This window comes from Allobosea sp. Root670, from assembly GCF_001429415.1.
Lineage (GTDB): Bacteria > Pseudomonadota > Alphaproteobacteria > Rhizobiales > Beijerinckiaceae > Allobosea > Allobosea robiniae.
Genome location: NZ_LMJU01000012.1, coordinates 343750 through 366911, shown reverse-complemented (window position 1 = coordinate 366911; position 23162 = coordinate 343750). Strand labels below are relative to the sequence as shown.

26 protein-coding genes are annotated in these 23162 nt (G+C 66.3%); 11 read left to right on the top strand and 15 right to left on the bottom strand.

From position 1 onward, the window contains the following. Positions 1-7: 7 nt before the first annotated feature. From ASE61_RS11750 to yidD, 5 genes are all read right to left on the bottom strand, one after another. A complete protein-coding gene (locus ASE61_RS11750; protein ID WP_061967072.1) occupies positions 8-1234 on the bottom strand; it encodes an OpgC family protein in 1227 nt (408 codons plus the stop codon). 272 nt (positions 1235-1506) lie between these two features. Next, positions 1507-2124: a GDYXXLXY domain-containing protein gene (locus ASE61_RS11745; protein WP_061967070.1), complete on the bottom strand. Its 618-nt coding sequence runs from the start codon at positions 2122-2124 to the stop codon at positions 1507-1509. Further along, complete coding sequence (locus tag ASE61_RS11740; RefSeq protein WP_061967069.1) at positions 2124-3413, bottom strand: DUF2157 domain-containing protein; 1290 nt, start codon at positions 3411-3413, stop codon at positions 2124-2126. The genes ASE61_RS11745 and ASE61_RS11740 overlap by 1 nt, the downstream gene beginning before the upstream one ends. A gap of 155 nt (positions 3414-3568) precedes the next feature. Continuing rightward, positions 3569-5566 carry a threonine--tRNA ligase gene (gene thrS, locus ASE61_RS11735; RefSeq protein ID WP_061967067.1) on the bottom strand — a complete coding sequence of 666 codons (1998 nt, stop codon included), beginning with the start codon at positions 5564-5566 and terminating at the stop codon, positions 3569-3571. A gap of 65 nt (positions 5567-5631) precedes the next feature. Further along, the gene (gene yidD, locus ASE61_RS11730) at positions 5632-5961 is read right to left on the bottom strand and encodes a membrane protein insertion efficiency factor YidD (RefSeq protein WP_061967066.1); all 330 of its coding nucleotides are present in this window, start codon (positions 5959-5961) and stop codon (positions 5632-5634) included. A gap of 122 nt (positions 5962-6083) precedes the next feature. Between yidD and ASE61_RS11725 the strand changes: the two genes are divergently transcribed. Further along, on the top strand, positions 6084-6827 hold the full coding sequence (locus ASE61_RS11725) for a phosphatase PAP2 family protein (protein WP_210171886.1): 744 nt from the start codon (positions 6084-6086) through the stop codon (positions 6825-6827). Between the two features lie 7 nt (positions 6828-6834). Here the strand turns inward: ASE61_RS11725 and ASE61_RS11720 are convergent, their stop codons facing one another. Beyond that, positions 6835-7281, bottom strand: a complete 447-nt coding sequence (locus ASE61_RS11720; protein ID WP_061967062.1) for an iron-sulfur cluster assembly scaffold protein — start codon at positions 7279-7281, stop codon at positions 6835-6837. A gap of 296 nt (positions 7282-7577) precedes the next feature. On the opposite strand from ASE61_RS11720, the gene folE reads away from it, so the two are divergent. The 3 genes from folE (at position 7578) to ASE61_RS11705 (ending at position 9877) form a co-directional block, all read left to right on the top strand. Then, positions 7578-8222, top strand: a complete 645-nt coding sequence (folE, locus tag ASE61_RS11715) for a GTP cyclohydrolase I FolE (protein WP_061967060.1) — start codon at positions 7578-7580, stop codon at positions 8220-8222. A 67-nt stretch (positions 8223-8289) separates the two neighbouring features. Beyond that, on the top strand, positions 8290-8697 hold the full coding sequence (gene hisI / locus ASE61_RS11710; RefSeq protein WP_061967059.1) for a phosphoribosyl-AMP cyclohydrolase: 408 nt from the start codon (positions 8290-8292) through the stop codon (positions 8695-8697). A gap of 202 nt (positions 8698-8899) precedes the next feature. Next, positions 8900-9877, top strand: coding sequence for a patatin-like phospholipase family protein (locus ASE61_RS11705; protein ID WP_244492804.1), 978 nt, complete (start codon positions 8900-8902; stop codon positions 9875-9877). A gap of 24 nt (positions 9878-9901) precedes the next feature. Here the strand turns inward: ASE61_RS11705 and ASE61_RS11700 are convergent, their stop codons facing one another. After that, a complete protein-coding gene (locus ASE61_RS11700) occupies positions 9902-10333 on the bottom strand; it encodes a CBS domain-containing protein (protein ID WP_061967056.1) in 432 nt (143 codons plus the stop codon). Positions 10334-10508: 175 nt separating this feature from the next. Further along, positions 10509-11321, bottom strand: coding sequence for a rhomboid family intramembrane serine protease (locus ASE61_RS11695; RefSeq protein WP_061967055.1), 813 nt, complete (start codon positions 11319-11321; stop codon positions 10509-10511). Positions 11322-11730: 409 nt separating this feature from the next. On the opposite strand from ASE61_RS11695, the gene ASE61_RS11690 reads away from it, so the two are divergent. Next, complete coding sequence (locus ASE61_RS11690) at positions 11731-12300, top strand: PAS domain-containing protein (protein ID WP_061967053.1); 570 nt, start codon at positions 11731-11733, stop codon at positions 12298-12300. 60 nt (positions 12301-12360) lie between these two features. Then, positions 12361-12975, top strand: a complete 615-nt coding sequence (locus ASE61_RS11685; protein WP_061967052.1) for a PilZ domain-containing protein — start codon at positions 12361-12363, stop codon at positions 12973-12975. Between the two features lie 39 nt (positions 12976-13014). Here ASE61_RS11685 and ASE61_RS11680 read toward each other — a convergent pair whose 3' ends face one another. Beyond that, entirely contained in the window at positions 13015-13653 is a 639-nt protein-coding gene (locus ASE61_RS11680) for a glutathione S-transferase family protein (protein ID WP_061967050.1), read from the bottom strand. Between the two features lie 363 nt (positions 13654-14016). Between ASE61_RS11680 and ASE61_RS11675 the strand changes: the two genes are divergently transcribed. Continuing rightward, entirely contained in the window at positions 14017-14652 is a 636-nt protein-coding gene (locus ASE61_RS11675) for a transglutaminase-like cysteine peptidase (protein WP_061967048.1), read from the top strand. Positions 14653-14796: 144 nt separating this feature from the next. Here ASE61_RS11675 and ASE61_RS11670 read toward each other — a convergent pair whose 3' ends face one another. Both ASE61_RS11670 and ASE61_RS11665 read right to left on the bottom strand, forming a co-directional pair. After that, positions 14797-15327, bottom strand: a complete 531-nt coding sequence (locus ASE61_RS11670; protein ID WP_061967046.1) for a gamma carbonic anhydrase family protein — start codon at positions 15325-15327, stop codon at positions 14797-14799. Positions 15328-15381: 54 nt separating this feature from the next. Further along, on the bottom strand, positions 15382-15708 hold the full coding sequence (locus tag ASE61_RS11665) for a DUF6949 family protein (RefSeq protein WP_061967045.1): 327 nt from the start codon (positions 15706-15708) through the stop codon (positions 15382-15384). A 240-nt stretch (positions 15709-15948) separates the two neighbouring features. On the opposite strand from ASE61_RS11665, the gene ASE61_RS11660 reads away from it, so the two are divergent. After that, positions 15949-16668 (top strand): hypothetical protein, encoded by a 720-nt coding sequence (locus tag ASE61_RS11660; protein WP_061967043.1) that lies wholly within the window; start codon positions 15949-15951, stop codon positions 16666-16668. A gap of 122 nt (positions 16669-16790) precedes the next feature. Here the strand turns inward: ASE61_RS11660 and ASE61_RS26435 are convergent, their stop codons facing one another. Beyond that, the gene (locus ASE61_RS26435) at positions 16791-17003 is read right to left on the bottom strand and encodes a DUF3126 family protein (protein ID WP_061967041.1); all 213 of its coding nucleotides are present in this window, start codon (positions 17001-17003) and stop codon (positions 16791-16793) included. A gap of 169 nt (positions 17004-17172) precedes the next feature. Between ASE61_RS26435 and ASE61_RS11650 the strand changes: the two genes are divergently transcribed. Both ASE61_RS11650 and ASE61_RS11645 read left to right on the top strand, forming a co-directional pair. Beyond that, a complete protein-coding gene (locus ASE61_RS11650) occupies positions 17173-18549 on the top strand; it encodes a serine hydrolase domain-containing protein (protein WP_061967303.1) in 1377 nt (458 codons plus the stop codon). A gap of 58 nt (positions 18550-18607) precedes the next feature. Continuing rightward, positions 18608-18946, top strand: coding sequence for a hypothetical protein (locus ASE61_RS11645; RefSeq protein ID WP_061967040.1), 339 nt, complete (start codon positions 18608-18610; stop codon positions 18944-18946). Here the strand turns inward: ASE61_RS11645 and glyA are convergent. Then, positions 18943-20265, bottom strand: coding sequence for a serine hydroxymethyltransferase (gene glyA, locus ASE61_RS11640; protein ID WP_061967038.1), 1323 nt, complete (start codon positions 20263-20265; stop codon positions 18943-18945). The genes ASE61_RS11645 and glyA overlap by 4 nt on opposite strands. A 126-nt stretch (positions 20266-20391) precedes the next feature. Between glyA and ASE61_RS11635 the strand changes: the two genes are divergently transcribed. After that, a complete protein-coding gene (locus tag ASE61_RS11635; RefSeq protein WP_082617380.1) occupies positions 20392-21297 on the top strand; it encodes a LysR substrate-binding domain-containing protein in 906 nt (301 codons plus the stop codon). Here ASE61_RS11635 and cysE read toward each other — a convergent pair. Both cysE and ASE61_RS11625 read right to left on the bottom strand, forming a co-directional pair. Further along, positions 21288-22136: a serine O-acetyltransferase gene (gene cysE / locus ASE61_RS11630; RefSeq protein WP_061967037.1), complete on the bottom strand. Its 849-nt coding sequence runs from the start codon at positions 22134-22136 to the stop codon at positions 21288-21290. The genes ASE61_RS11635 and cysE overlap by 10 nt on opposite strands. A gap of 187 nt (positions 22137-22323) precedes the next feature. Further along, complete coding sequence (locus ASE61_RS11625; protein ID WP_061967035.1) at positions 22324-23091, bottom strand: alpha/beta fold hydrolase; 768 nt, start codon at positions 23089-23091, stop codon at positions 22324-22326. Positions 23092-23162 lie beyond the last annotated feature (71 nt).

The following is a 23162-nucleotide window of genomic DNA, read 5'->3' as shown; positions in this document are numbered from 1 at the left end:
GCGGAATTCAGTGCGAGGAGAAGGAAGGCCGCGCTGGCGGTGCGCCACGGGCCGGGGCCGTCTCGGCGCTTGCGCCGCGTTTCGTGATCGAACGGTACCACGACAGGAAAATCCCTAACCCTGTCAGAATTGTAACGCCAGCCGTGCATATCAGCAACTGAACGCCCAGATCGAAGGATGTTTCCGCAAGAAGGATCTGTCCGATGATCGAGAGGACGATTCCCGCGCAGAAGACATGCAGCGAGTTCTGCCCGGCACTGGCCAGCATGCGGCCCGGCAGAGCCTTCGCCAGAGCAGGTCCCGCCGGCAGCCAGCGGATCGCCAGCCAGGCCAGCGCGCCGATATGCAGGAGCCGCGTCCAGGCGAGATTGGTCTTGTCAGAACCGAGCTGCACGGAATCGAACCAGTCGTTCAACGCAGCGATACCCGTCGGGTTGCCGCTCGAGATCTTCACCACCCAGGCGAAGGCGATGAAGGCCACCGCCGCGAGATCGAGCCACACCAGGCGCGGGACGCGGATGCCGAGTTGCGCCCCGCGGCCGATGACGACGCCGAGCGTGAACACGACCTGCCACGCGAACGGATTGAAGAACCAGACCCCGGCATTGCCATTGGGTAGGCTGAGCTCGAAGGCGAGCGCTGCCTGCCAGATCGCCAGCGAGCAGGCCAGCGTCAGCAGCGGGCTCAGGCGCACCGCATAGTAGATCACCGGGAAGAGCGCGAGCAGCACTATATAGAGCGGCAGGATGTCGAGATAGGACGGCTGATAGGTCAGCGTCAGGGCGCCGATCAGCGCCTCGACCGTGTCGCGGAAGAACGGCTGGATATTGATCGCCTCGATATAGAGCGGGTTCTGCGTCCGCGTCACCGCCGTGGCGACGACGCCGCAGACGATGATGAAGACCGCGATATGGGCGATGTAGAGCGTCCAGAGCCGCGCACCGAGCTTCAGGCCTGCGACCGCAAAGCCACGCTGCTCGATCAGCCCGCCATAGGCGAGCGTCGCCGAGACGCCGGCCAGCAGGACAAAGATGTCGGCCGCGTCCGAGAAGCCGAAATTATGCGGCATATAGGCCGAGACGACGTTTCCCGGCATGTGGTTGATGAAGATGATCAGCAGGGAAAGCCCACGGATCACGTCGATCCGCGCATCCCGCCCCGGCGCGGCCAGCGCCGCATCCACGGCCGGGCGGCCGAGAAGCAGGAAGCGCCTGAAGGAAGAATCGGAGGACACGGGACGGCAGTCCTTCAGCAGGCCGGAATATCGGATCGAAACGCTGTGGGCCAGGGAGGGTTCCCGGCTACCCATTCTCAAGATGAACGCTGGTTGTCGAATTCGTTCATCTGGCGTTCATATAACTCGCGCGGATTCACGTCACGCGGCGCGTTGTCACAACCGCGTGTGGCGGATCATGCGGGGCTTTGCGGCAGGTTTGAGACGAAGTGCGGCTGGCACGGCAATGTGATGCCGCGCCGGTCGGATCAGGGCTGTTCAGCGAGCCGAATTCAGTACGGTGGTTCGGCGTAGAGCGGCTTGCCATCGATCAGCAGGCGCTTGATCGCGGCCTCCCCGGAAGACGAGACGGCGGCGACGACCTCGATGCGGGCCTTGTCGGTGGTCTCGATCGCCTTGCCCTCGCCCTGCGGCACGAAATAGCTCTCGAGCCCATAGGCGATGCGCAGGCGGTTGCGCCGGCCGCTGCAATCGAAGTCGCCGTCGGCATTGGTGGCACAGGCCGAGGTCGAGGTAACCCGTCCGGCGATCACCACAGTGTCGTCCCCGGCCTTCGGCCAGCCGCGCGTGACGCCGGTCGCCTTGGCAAAACCCTGCTCGTCCCGGCCCAGGCTGACATAGACCCGCTCGCCGCGCTCGAACGCCGGCTGGCCGGCAGCATCGGCTTCCACCGTACTGATCGGATAGGCGAGGATGACATAGTCGCCACGGAAGAGATCGCGCGGATCGACCGGCACGCTCCGCAGCCGGATCTCCGCCCCACCCCGCAGGATGCGCGCCCGCTGCTCGACCAGCGCCAGCAGGACGAGCCCCAGCAGCAACGCGGTTGCCAGCGCGCGCCAGACCAGCGGCACCTTGGCGACGAGGTTATCGGCCGAAAGCGCGCGCATCAGGCGGCTTCCTTCTCAGGCGGGTTGAGGCGGGCGAAGAGGCGGCGCGCACCGGAGGCGACCGCCAGAAGCGCCGCGCCTGCGACAAGGAAGAACAGCGACTGGTCGAGCAGCGTCCCGATCGTCTGCCAGAGCAGGATCAGGATCGCGACGCCGAACAGCACCGAGCCCGCGAGCACCAACCGCCGGATGCCACCGACCGCGCCTGCTGCCACCAGCGCCGTAGCAGTAAGCAGCACCAGGCTCGCGACGATGATCTTGCCGGCCATGGCGGTGACGATGCCGGTCCAGAACACGGCCGGTACCAGCAGCGCGAAGAGGAGCCCGGCCGCCAGCGGCCAGGCAAAGCGCCGCTCCCGCGCGAGCCCCGCCATGCAGGCGACGACTGGCAAGGCGACGGCATAGGCGAGGAAGACGAAGCGGAAGGCGTGTCCGGCCCGCGCCTCGTCGCTGTCGAGGATGCGGATCAATTCGACATTCAGAACCAGCACCAGCCCGAGCAGCCCCCAGGGCAGGCAGGCGGTCAGGGCCGATGGCAGGCCCCGGTCGAGCGCCAGCGCGCCCAGCGCCACATAGAACACGGCGAGCGCCAGCCCATAGGCCAGGAGTCCGTAATCGAAACGGTCGAACAAGCCATAGCCCGGCGCCATGGCGAGCCAGGCGGCCGCCGCCAGCACGACGAGGTGATGGACCAGCCGGTTGTCGCGCGACAGCGAGAGCCACAAAGCCGGCAGATAGAGGATGAAGAAGCCGAGATGCGCGCCGCTGCGCGCCTCCTCCCAACGCCCGCCGCTCCAGGCGCAGATCGCGATCAGCGCGATCGCCAGGGCGCCGTTCGAGCGCATCAGGAATGCGGCGATCAGGCCGCCGAGCGCCACCAGCAAGGCCCCACCCGGCCAATCCGCCGGCAGATGATACATCTGGCCGACCAGCGCGAGGCCGGCGCCGAAGATGAGCACGCCGCAGGTCACGGCGGCATCGGCGCCACGGGGAGAACCCTGGCGCTCCAGCCGGAAGGCATAGGCGATGGAGGCGGCGATCGCCGCCAGGATCATGCCGAGCTTGACGAGACGCGGGATATCCTCCCAGCCCGCGGCGACGAAGGCCGCGACGCTGGCCGCGATCAGCAGGCCACCGAGCAGGCCGATTACCGCCGGCAGGCGGATGCCGCCCTGCTCGCGCGCGACCGAGCGCCGGATCGCGGCGGCACTGTCAGCATTCAGCCACCCCTCGGTGACCCAGCGGGGAAGATCGGCTTCGAGCCGCTTGCGATAGGAGCCTGTCAGCATCGCCGGCAATCTGGCATGGCGAGGCCTGGATTCGCTAGGGGCGTACATTCCACGCCGTCGTTCTCGGGCGAAGCGGAGCTTCGACCCGAGAATCTCAGCCAGAACAGGCTGGTTTCCGAGATGGCCAGGTCGAGCCCGGCCATGACGGCAAGTCGTCAGGCCGCCTTGACGGCCTTCTTGCGCGCAAGGTCAGGCGCCAGCGCCTCCTGGCCCAGCGCCTCAAGCGCGGCGTCCAGGGTCATCACCGTCTGCGCCTGGCTGCCGAGGCGGCGGACCGTCACGGTCTTCTCCTCGGCCTCGCGCTTGCCGACGGCGAGGATGACCGGAACCTTGGCCAGCGAGTGCTCGCGCACCTTGTACGAGATCTTCTCGTTGCGCAGGTCGGCGCGGGCACGCAGGCCAGCCCCCATCAGCACCATCGTCACGTCCTCGGCATAGGCATCCGCCTCCGAGGTGATCGGACAGACCACGATCTGCTCGGGTGCCAGCCAGAGCGGGAAATGCCCGGCATGGTGCTCGATCAGGATGCCGGTGAAGCGCTCCAGCGAGCCGCAGATGGCGCGATGGACCATGACAGGCTGCTTCTTCTCGCCGTCGGCGCCGATATAGAAGGCGCCGAACCGCTCCGGCAGGTTGAAGTCGACCTGCGTCGTGCCGCATTGCCAGTCGCGCCCGATGGCGTCGCGCAGCACATATTCGAATTTCGGCCCGTAGAAGGCGCCCTCGCCCGGATTGATCTCGGTCTTGATCCGGTTGCCGGACTGCTTCGCGATCCGCTCCAGCACCTTGGTCATGACGTCCTCGGCATGGTCCCACACCGCATCGGAGCCGACGCGCTTCTCGGGCCGCGTCGAGAGCTTGATGACGAGATCGTCAGTGAAGCCGAAATCCTCGTAGACCGAAAGGATCAGGTCGTTGATCTTCAGGCACTCGGCCGCAAGCTGCTCTTCGGTGCAGAAGATATGCGCGTCGTCCTGCGTGAAGCCGCGCACGCGCATCAGCCCGTGCAGCGCACCCGAGGGCTCGTAGCGATGGACGTTGCCGAATTCGGCAAGCCGGATCGGCAGATCGCGATAGCTCTTCAGACCGTGCTTGAAGATCTGGACATGGCCCGGACAGTTCATCGGCTTCAGCGCGAAGACGCGATGGTCGCGCTCGGCATCGGCCGGGTTCTCGAAGGCCGAGGCTGACTTCACCGCGAACATGTTGTCCTGGTACCAGCCCCAGTGGCCCGAGGTCTCCCAGAGCGACTTGTCGAGGATCTGCGGCGCATTCACCTCCTCATAGTCGGCGGCGAGACGCCGGCGCATATAGGCGATGATCTCCTGGAACAGGCGCCAGCCCTTGGAGTGCCAGAACACGACGCCCGGCCCCTCCTCCTGGAAGTGGAACAGGTCCATTTCCCGGCCGAGCTTGCGGTGGTCGCGCTTCTCCGCCTCCTCGATCTGCTTGAGATAGGCGTCGAGCTCTTCCTGCTTCGCGAAGGCCGTGCCGTAGATGCGGGTCAGCATCGCGTTGTTCGAGTCGCCGCGCCAATAGGCGCCCGCCGTCTTCATCAGCTTGAAGGCGTTGCCGACCTTGCCGACCGAAGTCATGTGCGGGCCGCGGCAGAGATCGATCCAGTCGCCCTGCGCATACATCTTCAGCGTCTGGTCGGCGGGGATCGCATCGACCAGCTCGACCTTGTAGGCCTCGCCCTTGGCGGCAAAGAAATCCTTGGCCTTGTCGCGGCTCCAGACCTCCTTGGTGAAAGGTTTGTCGCGCGCGATGATCTCGCGCATCTTCTTCTCGATCGCCGGGAAGTCTTCAGGCGTGAAGGGCTCGTTACGGGCGAAATCGTAGAAGAAGCCGTTCTCGATCACCGGGCCGATCGTCACCTGCGTACCGGGAAACAGCTCCTGCACGGCCTCGGCGAGGACGTGGGCGGTGTCGTGCCGGATCAGTTCGAGCGAACGCGGGTCTTCCCGGTTCAGGAGCTCGATCCTGGCGTCAGTGGTGATCGGGTCGGCGAGATCGACGACGGTGCCGTCGAGCGCCATCGCGACGGTACGCTTCAGCAGGGAAGGAGAAATGCCCTTGGCGATCTCGACTCCGGTGATGCCGGAGGGGAATTCGCGCTTGGCGCCATCGGGAAATGTCAGGGAGATCGTCATCGATCGTGCTCCTGCTCACTCGGGGATACGGACCCCGTAAGTCAGACCGGCTGCGAATGTGAGGGTTACGTTCCGCTGCCCGCAGTCGGTTCGGCGTCGGAATCGAAAGCCGCCGGCACGTTTGTCCCGCGCCAGCGGCCATAGGACCATGGCCTATACCACCTCGCATCGGGCGGCAATGCCTCGCAGACGATGTCGACCCCGCTGGTGCCCCATGGGTTGCAGCGGCAGATCCGCGCGAAACCGACCCAGCCGCCGCGCCAGAGGCCGAAGCGAAGGATCGCCTCGTCGGTATAGGCCGAGCAGCTCGGCCAGTGCCGGCAATGCCGCCCGACCAGCATCGAAAGGCTGAGCTGATAGCCACGAATCGCGATATGAGCGGCTTTCCGAGGCAAAAGCGCAGCCTTTCGCAAGCGCGAACATCTTTGCTTAACAAAAAGACGCTGAAATAGATCGTCTGCTTCGTTCCGTTCAGCCGTCACCAGAACCGCTTCCCTTGCTCGACACCGGACACATGATGCGCGCCGTTCGCTTTCGCCAAGCCCCCATTCGCAAAGCCTTGTTCGGTGCCGGACTGGCGCTCGGCCTCGGCCTCGCCATGCCGGCTTCCGCCCAGCAGCGGCCTTACCTGCTCTGGCTCGACGGCGCCAAGCTCGACATCGCCCATATCATCGGCCTGCCGCCGGCGCAGAACAGCCCCGAGGGCAAGGCAGAGTTCGAGCAGGTGCAGCAGATCGTGCTGAACCGCACGCCCGAACGCGAGAAGGCCGCGATCGCGGACCAGCGTCAGGCCCTGGTGAACTTTCTGAACGGCATGGACACTGGCTATGTCGACAACACCCATCGCGAGGTGCGGCTGCTGTTCCGCGAGGCGCAGGTCGAGCTCGGTATCCTCCTGAAGAGCGTCAACCGCCTGACCAGCCGCCAGCGCCCCTTCCAGCTCTGGGCCAAGGTCCGGGTCAAGCCCTGCCCCGGCGCGCGGCCGGTCGGCACCTCCTTCCCGTCCGGCCATGCCGCGACCGCAGCCCTCTATGCCGAACTGCTCAAGGCAGCGATCCCCGAGCTGTCGGACAAGCTGGAAGAACGGGTGAAGAGCTATGACGAGAGCCGCCTGATCTGCGGCTTCCACTATCCCAGCGATATCGTTGCCGGCGACAAGGTCGGCCGCGCCGTCGCCAAGGCCCTGCTGGCGGACCACGCCTTCAAGGCCCGCTTCGACGAGACCCTGCCGGAAATCCGTGTCGCCTTCGGCGTGAAGTGAAAAACGGCTAGGCCGCGGCCTCGCGCCGCTTCGCCTCGATCTGGTCGATCGCATCGACCACTGCGTCGAAGGTCAGCATCGTCGAGGCATGGCGCGCCTTGAAGTCGCGCACCGGCACGAGCACGGCGAGATCGGCCCATTTGCCCTCGGGCGGCTCGGCATTGTCCTTCAGGATGGCGCGCGCCTGCTCGCGCACCTCCCGCAATTCCGCCGCCGTCGACCCGACAACATGGCGCGCCATGATCGAGGACGAGGCCTGCCCCAGCGCGCAGGCCTTCACCTCATGGCCGAAACCGGTGACGACATCGCCCTCCATGGTGACATCGACTGTCACGGTCGAGCCGCATAGCTTCGAATGGGCGCGCGCCGTCGCGTCGGGCGATGGCAGGCGCTGCAGCAGGGGGATATTGGCGGCAAGCGAGAGGATGCGCTTGTTGTAGACGTCGTCCAGCATGGTTCGATCCTAGAGCACGCGCCGATCGGATTGCAGCGCAATCCGATCGGACAACGCGTTCTCTATCGTATAGTCGGAGGCGGATTCACCGATCAGGTTGAATAACCTGATCGGACCCGGCTCCGGCCGGTCTGGAATGACCGGCACCAGAACCCAATATAAGGTTGATCGCCGCAAAACGGGAGGGCATGGGAACCTCTTCCGCCGTGAGGCATCAAACTTGTCGCACCAGCCGAGCAGCCGCAGCCTTCAAGGGGCGGTTCGCAAGGCTCCATCGTCCCAACGGGAGGCACCACATGATCCCTGTGGTTAAGTCCTTGTCCGTCGAGGGGGCCATCAGCCCCTCCGCCGACAAGTTTCTGGTCCGCAAGCCGACACAGGAAGAGGCCGAGGCCGCTGTCCGCACGCTGTTGCTCTGGGCGGGCGACGATCCGTCGCGCGAGGGCCTGACTGACACGCCGCGACGCGTCGCCAAGGCCTACAAGGAATTCTACAAGGGCTATGCCGAGGACCCGCGCCATATCCTCGACCGTGTCTTCGAGGAGGTCGAGGGCTATCGCGACATGATCCTCGTCCGCGACATCCCGTTCTATTCGCATTGCGAGCACCACATGGTGCCCTTCGTCGGCAAGGCGCATATCGGCTATTACCCGTCGAAGGGCGTGGTCGGCCTCTCGAAGCTCGCCCGCATCGTCGATGTCTATGCCCGTCGCCTGCAGACACAGGAGACGATGACCGCCCAGATCGCCGACGTGATTGAGGAGGTTCTGGAGCCGCGCGGTGTCGCCGTCCTCGTCGAGGCCGAGCATATGTGCATGTCGATGCGCGGCGTGCAGAAGCAGGGCTCCTCGACGATGACCACGCAGTATCGCGGCGTTTTCCGGGACGATCCGGCCGAGCAGGTCCGTTTTTTCACGATGGTCAAGTCGCCGGGGCTGTGATGGCGCCGGTTGGCCGTGCCTTGTCGTTCCCATACAAGGCGCGTGACTGCCTTTGCCCGGAGCCGAGATGAGCCTTTTCCCCACCGCGCCCGACAAGCACGTCCTCGAGGAGGGCACGGTGCTGAGCCCCCGCTTCGACGCGAACGGCCTGGTGACGGTCGTCGCGACGGAGGCCGATAGCGGCGCGGTGCTGATGGTCGCCCATATGAATGCCGAGGCGCTCAAACGCTCGATCGAGACCGGCGAGGCCTGGTACTGGTCGCGCTCCCGTCAGGAACTCTGGCACAAGGGTGCGACCTCCGGCCAGATCCAGACCATCGTCGAGATGCGGGTCGATTGCGACCAGGACGCGCTCTGGATCAAGGTGAAGGTCGCCGGCGACGGCGGCTGTTGCCATACCGGGCGCTGCTCCTGCTTCTACCGGGTCCAGCCGCTGCGAAACGAAGCGGACAAGCCGCTGATCGTTTGCGACTGACCGGATTGAAGCCGGCGCACATCGTCGATGCCGCCGGCACGCCTTCACGGATCCGTCAAAGAGAGGCGATAATGGCCGGAGGCTGGCCGTTCATCTTTCGCTCATCGGCTTCTGAGACCCTCTCATTCCACGGAGGGACAAGCCCATGCGGTGGGATGGTGTCACGCGGCGAGCCTTTGGTCTCGGCGGAGGTGGTGCCGCAATGAATGACATGCGCCCGGTCGAGGGCCAGCCGGCTCTGGTCCGGCCGAAGATCGGCCTTGCGCTCGGCGGTGGTGCGGCGCGCGGCTGGGCCCATATCGGCGCTCTCGAAGTGCTGATCGAGGCCGGCTTCGGCCCCGACGTCATCGCCGGGACGTCGATTGGCGCCGTGGTCGGAGGCTGCCTCGCCGCGGGCAAGCTGCCCGAGCTCAGCGAATTCGCCACCAGCATGACCAAGCGCCGCATCGTCGGCCTGATGGATTTCCATATCGGCGGCGCCGGGCTGATCGCGGGGGGGCGCCTGAAGCGCCTGCTCGAACAGCATCTCGACGGTATCCGGATCGAGGAGCTGGATCGCCGTTTCGTCGCCGTCGCGACCGAGCTCGGCTTCGGCCACGAAATCTGGCTGACCCATGGCCCGCTGGTCGAGGCGCTGACGGCGTCCTACGCGCTGCCCGGCATCTTCGACCCGGTGAAGCTCGGCGGACGCTGGCTGATGGACGGCGCACTGGTCAACCCGGTCCCGGTCACGGCGGCGCGCGCGCTCGGCGCCGATGTCGTGATCTGCGTCAACCTCAACAGCGATCTCGCGGGCCGCGGCACGACCATCCAGGATCAGAGCTCCGACCCCGATCCGCTCGTGCCGGAGCTGCGGGTCGAGCCGGAGCCGCGCTGGTATGACGGGATCAGCGGCGCGGCCAAGCGCGTCCGCAACATCGTCGGCCGCCCGGCCGAGAACCGTCCCGGCCTCGCCGGCGTGATGATCGACGCCTTCAACATCACGCAGGACCGGATTTCGCGCTCGCGCCTGGCGGGCGACCCGCCAGACGTGATGATCGGCCCGAAGCTCGGCCGCATCGGCCTGTTCGATTTCCACCGCGCCGGCGAGATCATCGAGCTCGGCCGGCAGGCGGCACGGCGGGCCCTGGACGACATCGCGACCCTCGTTGCCGCGAACCATATCGCGCCGGAGAGCTGAAGCCCTCCGGCCGCGCAGCTGACATCAGGCCATGGCGATGTAGTCGCGCATCGCCTGGCTCTCGGCCTCGATCGCGGCGACCCGGTGCTTCACCACGTCGCCGATCGAGACGATGCCGGTGACGCGCCCGTTCTCGACCACCGGGACGTGGCGGAAGCGGCCGGTCGTCATGATCTCCATCAGCTCGTCGACGCTGGTCTGCGGCCGGCAGGTCACGACCTTCGAGGTCATCGAGCGCGAGACCGCGCTCTCCAGCGCCGCGCCGCCCAACTCGCCGAGCGCCCGGATGATGTCGCGCTCGGACAGGATCCCCACCAGCGCGCCATCCGCCCCCATGACGATCACGGCACCGATGCGCTTCTCGCTCAGCGTGCGGATCGCCTCGGACAGCGTCCGATGCGGCTGCATCGAGATGACATCATGCCCCTTGCCGCTCAGCAACTGCTCGACATTCATGGCTCATCCCTCCTCGCAGGCGCGCCGTTCCCGGCGCGCGGTTTCGCTGGAACTCCGCAAGCGCCGGCAAGACTCTCCATGCCGGCTGGCTCGGGAAGTGCTTCGCAATGAAGCGAGTGTGGGCGAAGACCATGACGCAGGCAAGATCGCGGGAAGCGGACCGGAGCCGCTCTTGTCAGCGCCGCTGCTGGCCCCGGTCGAGCAGCGGAAACAGCAGCAGCCCGACGACGAAGCCGCCGATATGGGCCTCCCAGGCGATGCTGGTCTCCTCGCCGAAAATCGGCACGAGCCCGGCGCCGAACAGGATATTCGTCACGAACCAGATCGCGATGAACAGCAGCGCGCGCGAGTTGCGCCAGAGCTGCCCGAGCGGTTCGGCCGGGATCGCCTTCACGACCGCGTCGTCGCCAAGCTCGCCGAAGCGCAAGCCCGGCGCGAAGACGAAGCGGACCGCTGCCGCCGTCGCCCCCGAAATGCCGGCGGAGGCACCGACCAGCGGCAGCACGTCGAGATCGCGTGACCACCAGTGCAGCAGCGCCCCGCCGATGGTCGCCAGCGCCACCAGGTTGAGGAAGCGGCCAGGTCCGAGCCGTCGCGCGACCGGGCTGCCGAAAGCCGCGAGCCAGACCGCATTGGAGACGAGGTGCAGCCAGGAGCCGTGCAGGAAGCCATAGGTCAGGACCGTCCAGAGGCGGACCCCGCCATCGGCGAGCAGGAGCCTGACGAGTTGCAGCCGCTCGACCACGTCCTGCCCCGCCGTGGACTGCGCCATCGCGCCGACGACGTCGTCGATCCGGCCCGGCGAAAGCCAGAGCGTCAATCGCGCCGGCACGAAGGCCAGCCAGGACATCAGCACGTAATCGTCATAGTCCGACAAAAGCGAGCGGCCGGCCTGGATCAGGACGAGGACCGCCAGCAGCCACACCACGACCGAAGGCAGGTTGAAGACGGGCTCGCGCCGCGGCGGGGAAGGATCGTGGGAAGCCATGCGGTCGTCACACTTGCCGAAGCACCGGCGCGGCGCAAGCGGCCGACCACCTCGACTCAACGAAAAAGGGGAGCAGCTCGCGCCGTCCCCTTTTTCGCCGGCTGTGAGGCCGCCCGGTCGTGCCGGGCGGCTGGCTCACGCCCCCCTCCACCTCGTGCCGCGCATGCTGTCCGCACCCGCGAATTCCGGGGCAATTGATGCGCATTTTAACGATCATCCACAATCGCAACACTTGATTAACCCTAACGACCCTGCCGCCTCCCCCGACTCAGGCGGCGGTGGCAAGACGGCACGGCGAATGCGTCAGCGATCTTCCGAGGGACTGATTCGTCCTCCTTTCGAACGGATCCGCGTCATCTTCGGACGCGAGGCCGCTCCGGGGAGAGACAGACGGCAATATGGGCACAGGATGAAGAACGCGAGCACACGTCTGGTTTTCGAATATTGGGACGGGTTGCGCGGCGACCGGGCCGCGCCGGAGCGCGGCGAGATCGAGCCCGGGGCCTTGCGGCACGCCCTTGCCGACACCTTCGTGCTGGAGAACGAGCCGATCGGCCCGGTCTTCCGGCTCGCAGGGACGCGACTCTGCGCCCTGATCGGCCGGGAATTGCGCGGCCGGGCCTTCACCGCGCTCTGGGCCGATGTCGAGGCCCAGGGCGACATGCGCCGCCTCGTCCAGACCGTGATGGACGAGAGCGCAGGGGCGGTTGCCGGCCTCTCGGGCAAATCGGCCACCGGCACGCCGATCTACCTCGAACTGCTGCTGCTGCCGTTGCGTTATCGGGGCCGCACCCATGCCCGCGTGCTGGGCGCGCTCTCGCCTGCCCTGTCGCCGGACTGGCTCGGCCTCGATACCATCGAATCGATGCGGATGATCTCGCTCAGGATGCTCTGGCCCGCGGCGGCCGCACGCCCACCCGCCACGCAGCGCCGTGCCGAACCGCCCCGTCTCGTGGTATTACCGGGCGGGCGGGCCTGATCTGAACGTTACGTTAACCCAACCCGCCTAGGATCACCCGGGAATCCAGGTCGGGAATTGATGTTGAGCGCCCTCAAAACGCCCCGTGCGGCTGCTTTCCCTGCTGAGCGCAGGCGGCATTTCCGTATGAAGGTCGTGCTGCTGGGGCGCTACATGCTGCCGAACCGCATGGAATATCCCTGCCAGTCGATCGATATTTCGCCTGGCGGCGTCCATCTCGCGGCGCCGGCCAAGGCCCGGCCCGGCGAACGCGTCATCGTCTATCTCGAGCATCTCGGCCGTATCGAGGGCACCTGCGTCCGCACCACGGCCGAAGGTTTCGCGATGACCATCACCGCGACCAGCCGCAAGCGCGAGAAATTCACGGCGCAATTGACCTGGCTCGCCAATCGCGAAGAGCTCGGCCTGCCCGAGGATCGCCGCCACGAGCGCATCGTGCCGCGCAATCCGCGTTCGGTCCTGATGATGGATGACGGCACCGAGCATATCGTCCGCATCATCGACATCTCGCTCTCGGGCGCCGCCTTCTCCAGCGATCTCGACCTGCCGATCAACACGCCGGTTCGCCTCGGCACGACGCCAGCCCGCGTCGTGCGCCGCTTCGACGGCGGCTATGCCGCCGAGTTCCGCTTTCCGCTCTCGGCCGACCTGCTCGACGAGAACCTGGAACTCTGAAGCCCGCTTTGCGGGCCTCCTGTCCTTTCCGCATCACATTCAGGCACGCCGCTTCGCGTCGGCAGCCTTGAACAAGGCGGTCTGATCGGCCTTGGCCTTGCGGAAGGCCGCGCGATCGGTGATGCGGGCGACATAGGCCTCAGTCGCCGGCCGGTCGCCGAAGGCGCGGAGCTTCTCGACCCGCAGCACATCCGCCATCAGCAGATCCGCGACGGTGAAGCGGCCGGCCGCGAGCCACTCGCGTTCGCCCAGAAGCGTTTCGAGCTGGCCGAGGCGCATGCCGAGCCATCCCGTCAGTTGATTGTCGGCTGCACCGGTCACGGTCAGGAACCACCAGGGCACGGCGACCATCTCGATCGAATTGAGCGCGGCCAGCGTCCATTGCAGCGTTTCCGCTTCCCCGATCGGATCGACCGGCATCAGCGTCTCGCTTTTCCGGGCCAGGTGCAGCAGGCTTGCTCCGCTCTCGAACAGCTTCACGTTGCCATCATCCAGGAACGGAATCTGGCCGAAGGGCTGACGCGCGAGATGGTTGGTCTCGCGACCGTCGAACGGGATGGTGCGAACGTCGTAGGCGAGACCGGCCTCCTCGCACGCCCATCTCAGCCTGAGATCGCGGACGAAACCCCACACGCCCTCGGGCACCCAATCATAGGTCCAGATCGTCAGTGCAGTCATAGCGAGCCTTTCGAACCTGAGTCGGTCGGGAACAATTCCTCATGGCAGGCTGGCGTTCCACTCGATCTCGCGGCCCTCTCCACGGCTACGCCCCGGATTCGGCGGAACAACCGACGCCCTCCGTTCGGCCTCAGCGCGGTAACGATTGAGTAGGTTAATCGACCCTTTCAGCACAACGAACAATTAATGGTTAACGATTGGTTGTGCCATCGCATCGAATCATTACTTCCGATTTCGAACAAGGTTGATCCTGATTTTTACTTGGCTGCTGTGACGGCCGAATACATAAATTTGTACGTTTCCATTTCAGTTCGAATCCATCTGCCGCCGCGCATCGTCTCCCCGGGACAGAAAGGGGACGACATGCTCTCACTCCATCGCAATCTGATTGGTACCGCACTGGCCGCCATGGTCGTCATGACCGGCGCAACCTCGGCTCAGGCTCAGGGCTCGGCCGGCATCCCGGTGGCGAGCCTTCCGGCCGATGCTTCCGGCGACGCCCGCGCACCCTATGCCTGGACGGATTTCTGCAAGCGTATGCCGTCGGAATGCCGCGTCGACACCCGCGAAGCCGAGCGGATCGACGTGAACTCCAAGCTCTGGAAGACGATCGTCGCCGTCAACAACACGATCAATCGCGAGATCGAGGCGATCACCGACGAGGATCATTGGGGCCTCGTCGACCGCTGGGACATCCCGACCGACGGCAAGGGCGATTGCGAGGACTACGTTCTGCTGAAGCGCAAGCGCCTGGCCGAAGCTGGTCTCCCCCGCCGCGCCATGCTGGTCACCGTGGTGATCGATGAGGAGAATGCAGGCCACGCCGTGCTGATGATCCGCACCGATCGCGGCGATTTCATCCTCGACAACAAGCGCAACGCCATCCTGCCCTGGAGCCAGACCGGCTACGTCTACGTCAAGCGCGAGTCCCAGTACCGCACGGGCTGGACCTCGCTTGGCGGCGCGCAGACCCCGACGGTCGCCTCGGTGCAGCGTTGAGGAAGACTGCCGCAGCCACAAGCCGGCTGCGGCGATAAGGACGGCGAGGCTCGGTCACGTCCCCACCCACCCGTCCCCAAGGGATCGGGTTTCGCCAAGGGCCGGCTTTCCACATCGGGAAGCCGGCCCGCTGCGTTTTTGGCTTCAATCCAGCCGTTGCAGGCCGGCCGCGAATTGCCGCCAGCGTTGCACATAGGCGCGCGCCGAGGCCGTGATCCCGTCCGCGGCCTTCTCGTCGAGCGTCCGGATCGCGCGGGCCGGCGAGCCGACGATCAGCGAGTTGTCGGGAAATTCCTTGCCCTCCGTCACCAGCGCATTGGCGCCGACGAGGCTGTTGCGGCCGATCCTGGCGCCGTTGAGTACCGTCGCTCCCATGCCGACCAGGCTGTTCTCGCCGATCGTGCAGCCATGCAGGATGGCGCGATGGCCAATCGTGCAGTTGGCGCCGACCGTCAGCGGAAAGCCCATATCGGTATGGAGCACGCAGCCTTCCTGGATATTGCTGCCCTCGCCGATGCTGATCCATTCATTATCGCCACGCAGCACCGCGCCGAACCAGATCCCAACCCCGGCCGCCAGCCTGACCCGGCCGATGACATGCGCATCGGGTGCGAGCCACCAGTCTCCGGCCTTGGCGGTTTCGGGGCTGGTTCCATCGAGCGCATAAAGGGGCATCGGCTTGTCCTGACGGTTCGAGCCCTCAGGATTGCAGGCCCGCGGCGCCGGTCGTCAAGCGCCGAGGAAATGCAGCAGGTCGAGCACGACCCGCCCCGAGGCCAGGCTCCAGATCGCGGCGGTCATGCTCGCGAGCATCACGAAGGCGAACGGCTTCCCGTCCGACGGCCGGCTATGCACGGTGTTGCGCAGGATCAGGAAGGGCGCGCAGAAGACCACCACCGGCACGCTGGCGACGGCAGCGAGCCCGCCCGCCTGCAGCAGCTTGAAATCCGCGCGCCGCGCCGTGAACAGCTCGAACGCGCTCGCCAGCAATCCGGCGAAGGCGAAGCCGAGGAACAGGGACTGGAGCGCCTCGACGGCGGAAGGCTGGATGGTCACGGACGCAAACTCTCGACCAGAGCGACGCCCGAGCCTGCCGTATGACCTGTGGCCTGTGAAGGACAGATTTAACCGATGGTTAACCGTACCGGCGCGGTCATGGTTTACGGCGCGTTAAGCCGTCGGTGATTCAGTGGTCGCGACGAAAGCATTTTCGAGCGAAGTGGACACCGGTTCGCGTGAACCGAAGGTACGCGACAACGAAAATGCGATAACGAGCCTAGCGCGCAAGGCACCGGGATGACCGCATCGCTGCCCTACCACCGGCCCGGCCACCAGGCCGCCCACCTGACCTCGATGGTGCGCATGCGCCTGCAGCGGCAGACTGCCCCGCTTCCGCGCGCGGATGGTGCCCTGCTGAAGGCGGTGCTGCTGATCCTGACGGCGGGCGTGCTGGCGACGGCGCTGGCCGTCTACCTGACCCATCGCCGCGACGAACCGGGAGCCGTGCCGCAGCCGGCCCGCGTCGGCGATGTCGCCCTGATGATCCCGAAGGACCTCTCCGGGATCGACGATGATGGCGATACGAGCCGGCTCGTCGGCATGGTCCGGCTGCGCCTGGACTGGCCGAGCCTTGGCCCGGCCCAGCCTGAGAACCGCAAGCGGCTCCTCGTCACGCTGAGCCCGCCCGACCGGGTCAACGAGCCGGCGCGGCAGCTCGCCACCTATGCCCGCTTCCTGACACCGACCGTCTGGTCCAATCCCGGCGGCCTCGTGGTGCGCGGCTTCCGCAAGGGCTCGCCCTTCGAGAACGACGAATTCTACGTCTCCGTCCCCGATGGCAAGGGCTTCGCCGCGCGCTGCCCGATCGACACCGGCTCCGGGCTCGACGAGCCCTGCCGCATCACCTTCCAGCATCGCGGCATGGATGTGAACATCCGCTTCCCCCGCGCCATCATCGCCGACTGGGCCGTGATGCTGGGCGGCGTCCGGCGGACGCTCGACGGGCTGATCCGGTAGAGGGTTGCACGTCATTCTCGGGCGAAGCGGGGCGCAGGCCCGAGAATTTCAGGTAGCAAGAGGCGCCGGAACCTCATTGTCACGAGATGCTCGGGTCGAACCCGAGCCTGACTGCCGTCGTCTCAGTCCTCGAGATCGACGTCCAGGATTGCCATGGTGAAGTTGAAGGAGCGGTCGCCATCCTCGTCGTCGACATGGATGATGCCGATGAACTCCTCGCCCAGATAAACCTCGGCCGAGTCGTTCTTCTTCATCCGGGCGCGTACGCTGATCGCATGGTTGTTGAAGGTGCGGCGCAGATAGCCTTCGAGCTTGGCGAGTTCGGTCTTGTCCACGGTCCTGGGTCCTTTCGAAATTGGCCGGGAGCGATGCCACGACAGGCCGGGAAGGGCAAGCGAAAGCAACCGCCGTAAACATGGCCGGCCAGCCTTTCCGGTGGTTGTCCGGCATCGGCGGAATCGTGCGATGCTCACACTCTTCCGGAACCGTGACGGACCTGAGATCATGAAGCCGTGGCTTGCTCCCGCCCTCGACTATGTCGCGACCTGGCTCGATTTCCAGCGCCGCCACCATGACCAGCCAGGCTGCGCGGTTGCGATCGCTGATGGCAGCGAAGTCGTTCTGGAGGCCGCCTTCGGCACCGCAAACCTCGCGACCGGCGAAGCGCTGACACCGCGCCACGGCTTCCGCATCGCTTCGCATTCCAAGAGTTTCACCTCGGCCGGCATCCTGCGCCTCGTCGACGAAGGCCGCCTGCGGCTCGACGACGAGGTCGGCAGCCTGATCGACGGTTTGCACCCGGAAATTGCCAAGGTCACGATCGGGCAGGTCCTCTCCAACAGCGCCGGCCTCACCCGCGACGGCCCCGATGCCGGGCAGTTCCTCGACCGCAAGCCCTTTTGCAGCAAGGCGGAGCTGCTCGCCGACCTCGCAAAGCCGCCGGTCCTCCCCAGTTCGCAGCGCTTCAAATACTCGAACCACGGTTTTGCCTTGCTCGGCCTCGTCATCGAGGCCGTGACCGGCCAGAGCTACAACGAATGGATCACCGACGAAGTCGTCGCCAAGGTCGGTCTCACCGAAACCAAACCCGATATCGGGCTCTGGGGTCCGCGGCCGATGGCGAAGGGGCATAGCGGCAGGCACTTGCTCGGCCGGCGCGTGGTCATCCCGGCCGATAATCACTGCCATGCCATGGCGTCCGCCACCGGTTTCGTCGGCACCGTCGCCGACGTCGCGCGCTATTTCGCGCAGCTCTCGCCAAATGCCGAGCGCAGCATCCTCTCGGCCAAGAGCCGCCGCGAGATGACCCGCCGGCTCTGGCCCGACGACGAATCCAGCCTCGGCCGCCATTACGGCCTCGGCACGATTTCCGGCGGCGAGGGTGACTGGCGCTGGGTCGGCCATTCCGGCGGCTTCCAGGGCTTCATCACCCGCACCGCCATCCTCCCGAAGCAGGATCTAACGATCTCGGTCCTGACCAACGCCACCGACGGCCTCGCCCATCCCTGGCTCGACGGCGTCGCCCATATCCTCAAGACCTTCGCCGAGCGCGGCGCCCCCTCGGCCAAGACGCAGGACTGGACCGGCCGCTGGTGGACGCTCTGGGGCGCGACCGATCTCGTGCCCGTCGCCGACCGCGTGCTCTGCGCCGCTCCGGCTTTGCTGACGCCCTTCCTCGACGCTGCCGAGATCGCGGTCGAAACTCCCGATCAAGGTCGCATCGTCCACGCGTCGGGCTTCCACAGCCCTGGTGAGACCGTCACCCTGGAGCGGGACGGAGCAAACGTTCGCTCGGTCAGGATGGCGGGATCACGCCTGCTCGGCGCGGACGCCATGCGCGCCGAGATGGAAGAACGCTACGGCGGCGGAACGGGCGCATAATCCGTCCGCCACGCATTCGCCGCCTTCCGGTCGCAGCCTCCATCGCGAGGGCTGGCCGATGCGTGTTCTTGCCTCGATGATCGCTGCTGTCCTGGTTTCGGGAGCGACGGTCGCGCTCGCCCATCAGGCGCCGAGCGGCTGGGATTATCCGTTCTATTGCTGCCTCGATTCCGACTGCTCCCCGATCGAGGCGGAAGCTGTGCAGGAAGTCACCGGCGGCTTCGTCGTCACGATCGCGCCCGGCAAGCATCCGATGTGGTCGAGCGAACGCAAGCAGCCGCTGCGGCTCGAAATCCCACAGGACAAGGCCAAGCCATCGCCGGACGGCCGCTGGCATCTCTGCATCGATGATTCCGGCGAATTGCTCTGCTTCTTCGCGCCGGGCAACGATTCCTAGCGCATGAAATGCAGATTGCGGAACCGCCCGCGGAAGGCCGTGACGTCCTTCGCCACGGCTTCGGCCGGGCGCGAGCCGTTCAGCCCTTCCGCGATATAACCCGCCAGCTCTGGCATATCCGCCGCATTCATGCCGAAGCGGACGATCTCCGGCGTGCCGAGCCTGAGCCCGTTCACATCGCCCTCGACCGCGGGCAACGGCAGGCCGATGCCGCAGGACAGGATGTTGACCATGCGCAGCTTCTTCGCCGCCGCCTGCCCGCCACCATAGCCGGCCGCCTCGATCGCGAACTGGTGCGAGGTCGTCATGCCCCGGTCGCGGGCGAAGACCGGCACCTGCCGCTCTGACAGCGCCTCGGCCAGCGCCTTCGCCGTCTTTGCCATCTCCTGCGCATAGGCGCGGCCATGCGCCTTCCAGTCGAGCAGCGAAACGGCGAGCGAAGCCGATTTTGCCGCGTCGAAATTGGCGGTGAGGCCGGGATAGGCAATGGCGTCGAGTTTTTTGGCGATCTCGGCATCGTTGGTCACGATCAGGCCGGAAGGCGGGCCGCCGAGGCTCTTATAGGTGCTCATCGTCATGAGATGGGCGCCCTCCTCCAGGGGCTGCTGCCAGCCATGGCCAGCGATCATGCCGGACATATGCGCCGCGTCGAACAGCACGATCGCGCCGATCTCGTCGGCGATGGCGCGGATCTCGCGGATCGGATGCGGGAACAGGTTGAGGCTGCCGCCGATCGAGATCAGCTTCGGCTTGAGGCGCAATGCGTCGGCGCGGAGCTTCTCGACATCGACGGTGTAACGGACCGGATCGATCGGCGCGGGATGCGTGACGATGCCGTAGAGCCCGGCCGCGCCGGCGCCGTGATGGGTGACATGCCCGCCGATCTCGCCGGGCGGCGCGATGATGCAGTCGCCAGCCTTGGCCGCGATCATGAAGGAGTAGAGATTGGCGATAGCGCCGGAGGGCACGCGGATTTCGGCATATTTCGCGCCGAACACCTCAGCGGCGAGCTCGGCGGCGATGATCTCGATCTGCTCGATCGCCTCAAGCCCCATCTCGTATTTGTCGCCGGGATAGCCGAGCGAGGGCCGCGCCCCGATCCCCGCCGAGAGCAGCGCCTCGGCCTTCGGATTCATGACATTCGTCGCCGGGTTGAGGTTGACGCAGTCGCGCTCATGGATCGTCCGGTTCTCGGTCGCCAGCGCATCGATCCGCGCCGCGATCGCATCGAGCGGCTGGCTTGCCGTCTCGCCCGCAATCTTGAGCACGTAATCCTCGCTCGCTTGCGGAACCCAATCGCGCCTGCCCAGTGCCGTCATCTCGCCTGTCTCCCGAACCGCCCAATCTCGCAGTGCCGCCATAACAGCGGTTTGCCGGCCCCTGCGCAAACGAGTATTCATCGCTCGCAGGCTGAGGAATTCTCAGCCTCGACCTGGAGTTTCGCCTTGCCGGTCAAGCCACCGCGCCCGCGCCTGCCTTCACTCAATGCGCTGCGTGCCTTCGAGGCTGCGGCGCGGCTGGAAAGCTTCGCCAAGGCCGCCGACGAGATCGGCGTCACGGCCGGCGCCATCACCCAGCAGATCCGGCAGCTCGAAGCGGCATTAGGCTTCGCCGTCTTCCGCCGCCTGCCGCAGGGCGTCGCCCTGACCGAGGCGGCACGCGAGGCCCTGCCCCGCCTGACGCGCGGCTTCGACATGCTGGGACAGGCGGTGCAGGCGCTGCGCGATGCCCAGCCGCACCGGCCGCTCGCCATCGCCGCCCTGCCCTGCCTCGCGCAGCTCTGGCTCTCGCCGCGCCTGCCGGCGATGCGGGCCGCATTTCCAGATTTGCAGATATCGATCTCGGCGATGGAGGAACCGCCCGATCCGCAGCGCGATCCCTACGATCTCTCGCTGTTCTATCGGGAGGCCGCACCGGCCAGCGGTGGCCTTCAACTGGCGGGCGACGCGATCCTGCCGGTCTGCGCGCCCGCTCTCTCTGCAAAGCTCGCGGCACCAGCCGACCTTGTCACGCAGACACTGTTGCACGATGCAGTCTGGCGCAGCGACTGGGCGCGCTGGCTGTCCTTCGCCGTACCCGGCACGAAGATCGATCCGAGCCGTGGCCCGGCGTTCTCGCTCTACAGCTTAGCGCTGGATGCCTGCCTGTCGGGTTCAGGCATCCTGATGGGGCGGATGAGTCTCGTCGGCCCTCATCTCGCCGCGGGCAGGCTCGTCGCGCCGTTCCCGCAGGCCATGCCGACGGTCGATCGATTGACACTCGCGGCGGCCACGGCTGCCGGCGCACATCCGCGCCGGGCCGAGATCATGGGCTGGCTCGCCGGCTCTGCCGGCCGAGCGCGTCAGATATAGGCGCCGCAATCGCCGGCGAGCGTCTGGTCCATCGAGCGCGAGGGCTCGGCACAGCCGGCCTCCCCGACGACCTTCGCCGGCACGCCCGCAACAGTCTTGTTGCGTGGCACCGGCTGGAGCACGACCGAGCCGGCCGCGACGCGGCTGCATTGGCCGACCTCGATATTGCCGAGGATCTTGGCGCCGGCGCCGATCAGCACACCCTTGCGGATCTTCGGGTGGCGATCGCCGCCCTGCTTGCCGGTGCCGCCCAGCGTGACGCCGTGCAGCATCGAGACGTCGTCCTCGATAACCGCGGTCTCGCCGACGACAAGCCCCGTCGCATGGTCGAGGAAGATGCCCTTGCCGATCCGCGCCGCCGGGTTGATGTCGGTCTGGAACACCTCGGAGGAACGCGCCTGCAGATAGAGCGCGAAATCGCGCCGATCCTGCTTCCAGAGCCAATGCGCCAGGCGGTGGCATTGCAGCGCATGGAAGCCCTTGAAGAACAGCACCGGTTCGAGCACTCGGTAGCAGGCCGGATCGCGGTCGAGCACGGCCATCACGTCGGCACGCATGCCAGCGCCGATCGTCTCGTCGCTGGCCATCGCCTCGGCGAAACCCTGCTCGATCAGGTCTGCGGTCACGGCGGGGTGGCCGAGCCGTGCCGCGACGCGATGGGCGACGGCAGCCTCGAAGCTCGGCTGGTTGAGGACAGACGCGACGATCAGCGTGCCGAGCGCCGGCTCGGCGGCGACGGCCGTTTCCGCTTCAGTGCACAAGCGGGTCCAGACGGGATCGACCCGGTCGAGTCCGGTGGCGAAGTCACGTGCTTCCACGGCGGAGCGCCCTGACGGCATAGTCATTCTCCGGAAATGCTGGTCGGCGGAAGGACAGCCTACCCAAAGCAGGCGTCCGCATCAAAAGCTCAGGCCGGACCGGTGTTGAATCGAAAAGCGAGACAGCGGAATCAGAATTTCAGGGAAGATCGACAACACATTGGCGTCGCCCGCTTTTCCAGATTGCCTCTATTCATTCGTGAGATTCTCACAAACGCGCGAGGAAGTCGAGGACGGCCTGCTTGTGGCTCTTGTCGCCGACCGCGAGGTTATGGTCGCGCCCGATGATGTCGAAGGCCTCGGCGCCGGGAATGAGCTTCGCCAGTTCCGGGCCGGAGCCGGACACATCGTCCTTTGTTCCCACGCTGATCAGCGTCGGCATCGAAATCTGGCCGACCTGCTCGGCAGTCAGCGTCTGGCGCGAGCCGCGGATGCAGGCGGCCAGCGCCTTGAGGTCGCTCCTGGTCTGCTCGGCGAAGGCGCGGAACATCCGCTGCATCGGGTCGGTCAGCCCATCGAGCGAAGGCGCCTCCATCGCATCGGCGATGCCGAGCGGCAGCCCGACGCCTTCGACCAGATGGATGCCGAGCCCGCCGAGCAGCAATGCCTCCAGCCGTCGCGGATGCGCCAGCGCCAGATGCGCCGAAATCCGCGCGCCCATCGAATAGCCCATCACCGCCGCGCGCGGGATGTCGAGATGGTCCATTAATCGGCGCACGTCCTCGGCCATGATCTGCGAGGAATAGGCGGCGGGGTCGTAGAGCTTCTCGCTCTGGCCATGGCCGCGATCGTCCAGCGCGACGACGCGATAGCCGGCATGGGTCAGCGCCTTCGTCCACTGGGTATTGACCCAGTTGATGATGTGCGAGGAGGCGAAGCCATGGACGAGCACGACGGTGCGGTGCTTCGGCTCGTCGCTGGTCGGCGCCATGTCGATGAAGGCGATCTTCACGCCGTCGGAAGAAAAGCTCTGCATGCGGGTCTTGGGTCCAGCTCGGACGATCGGAACGGTGCTCTTTCCCTGCCACGGTCGAGCCGGTTTGTGTA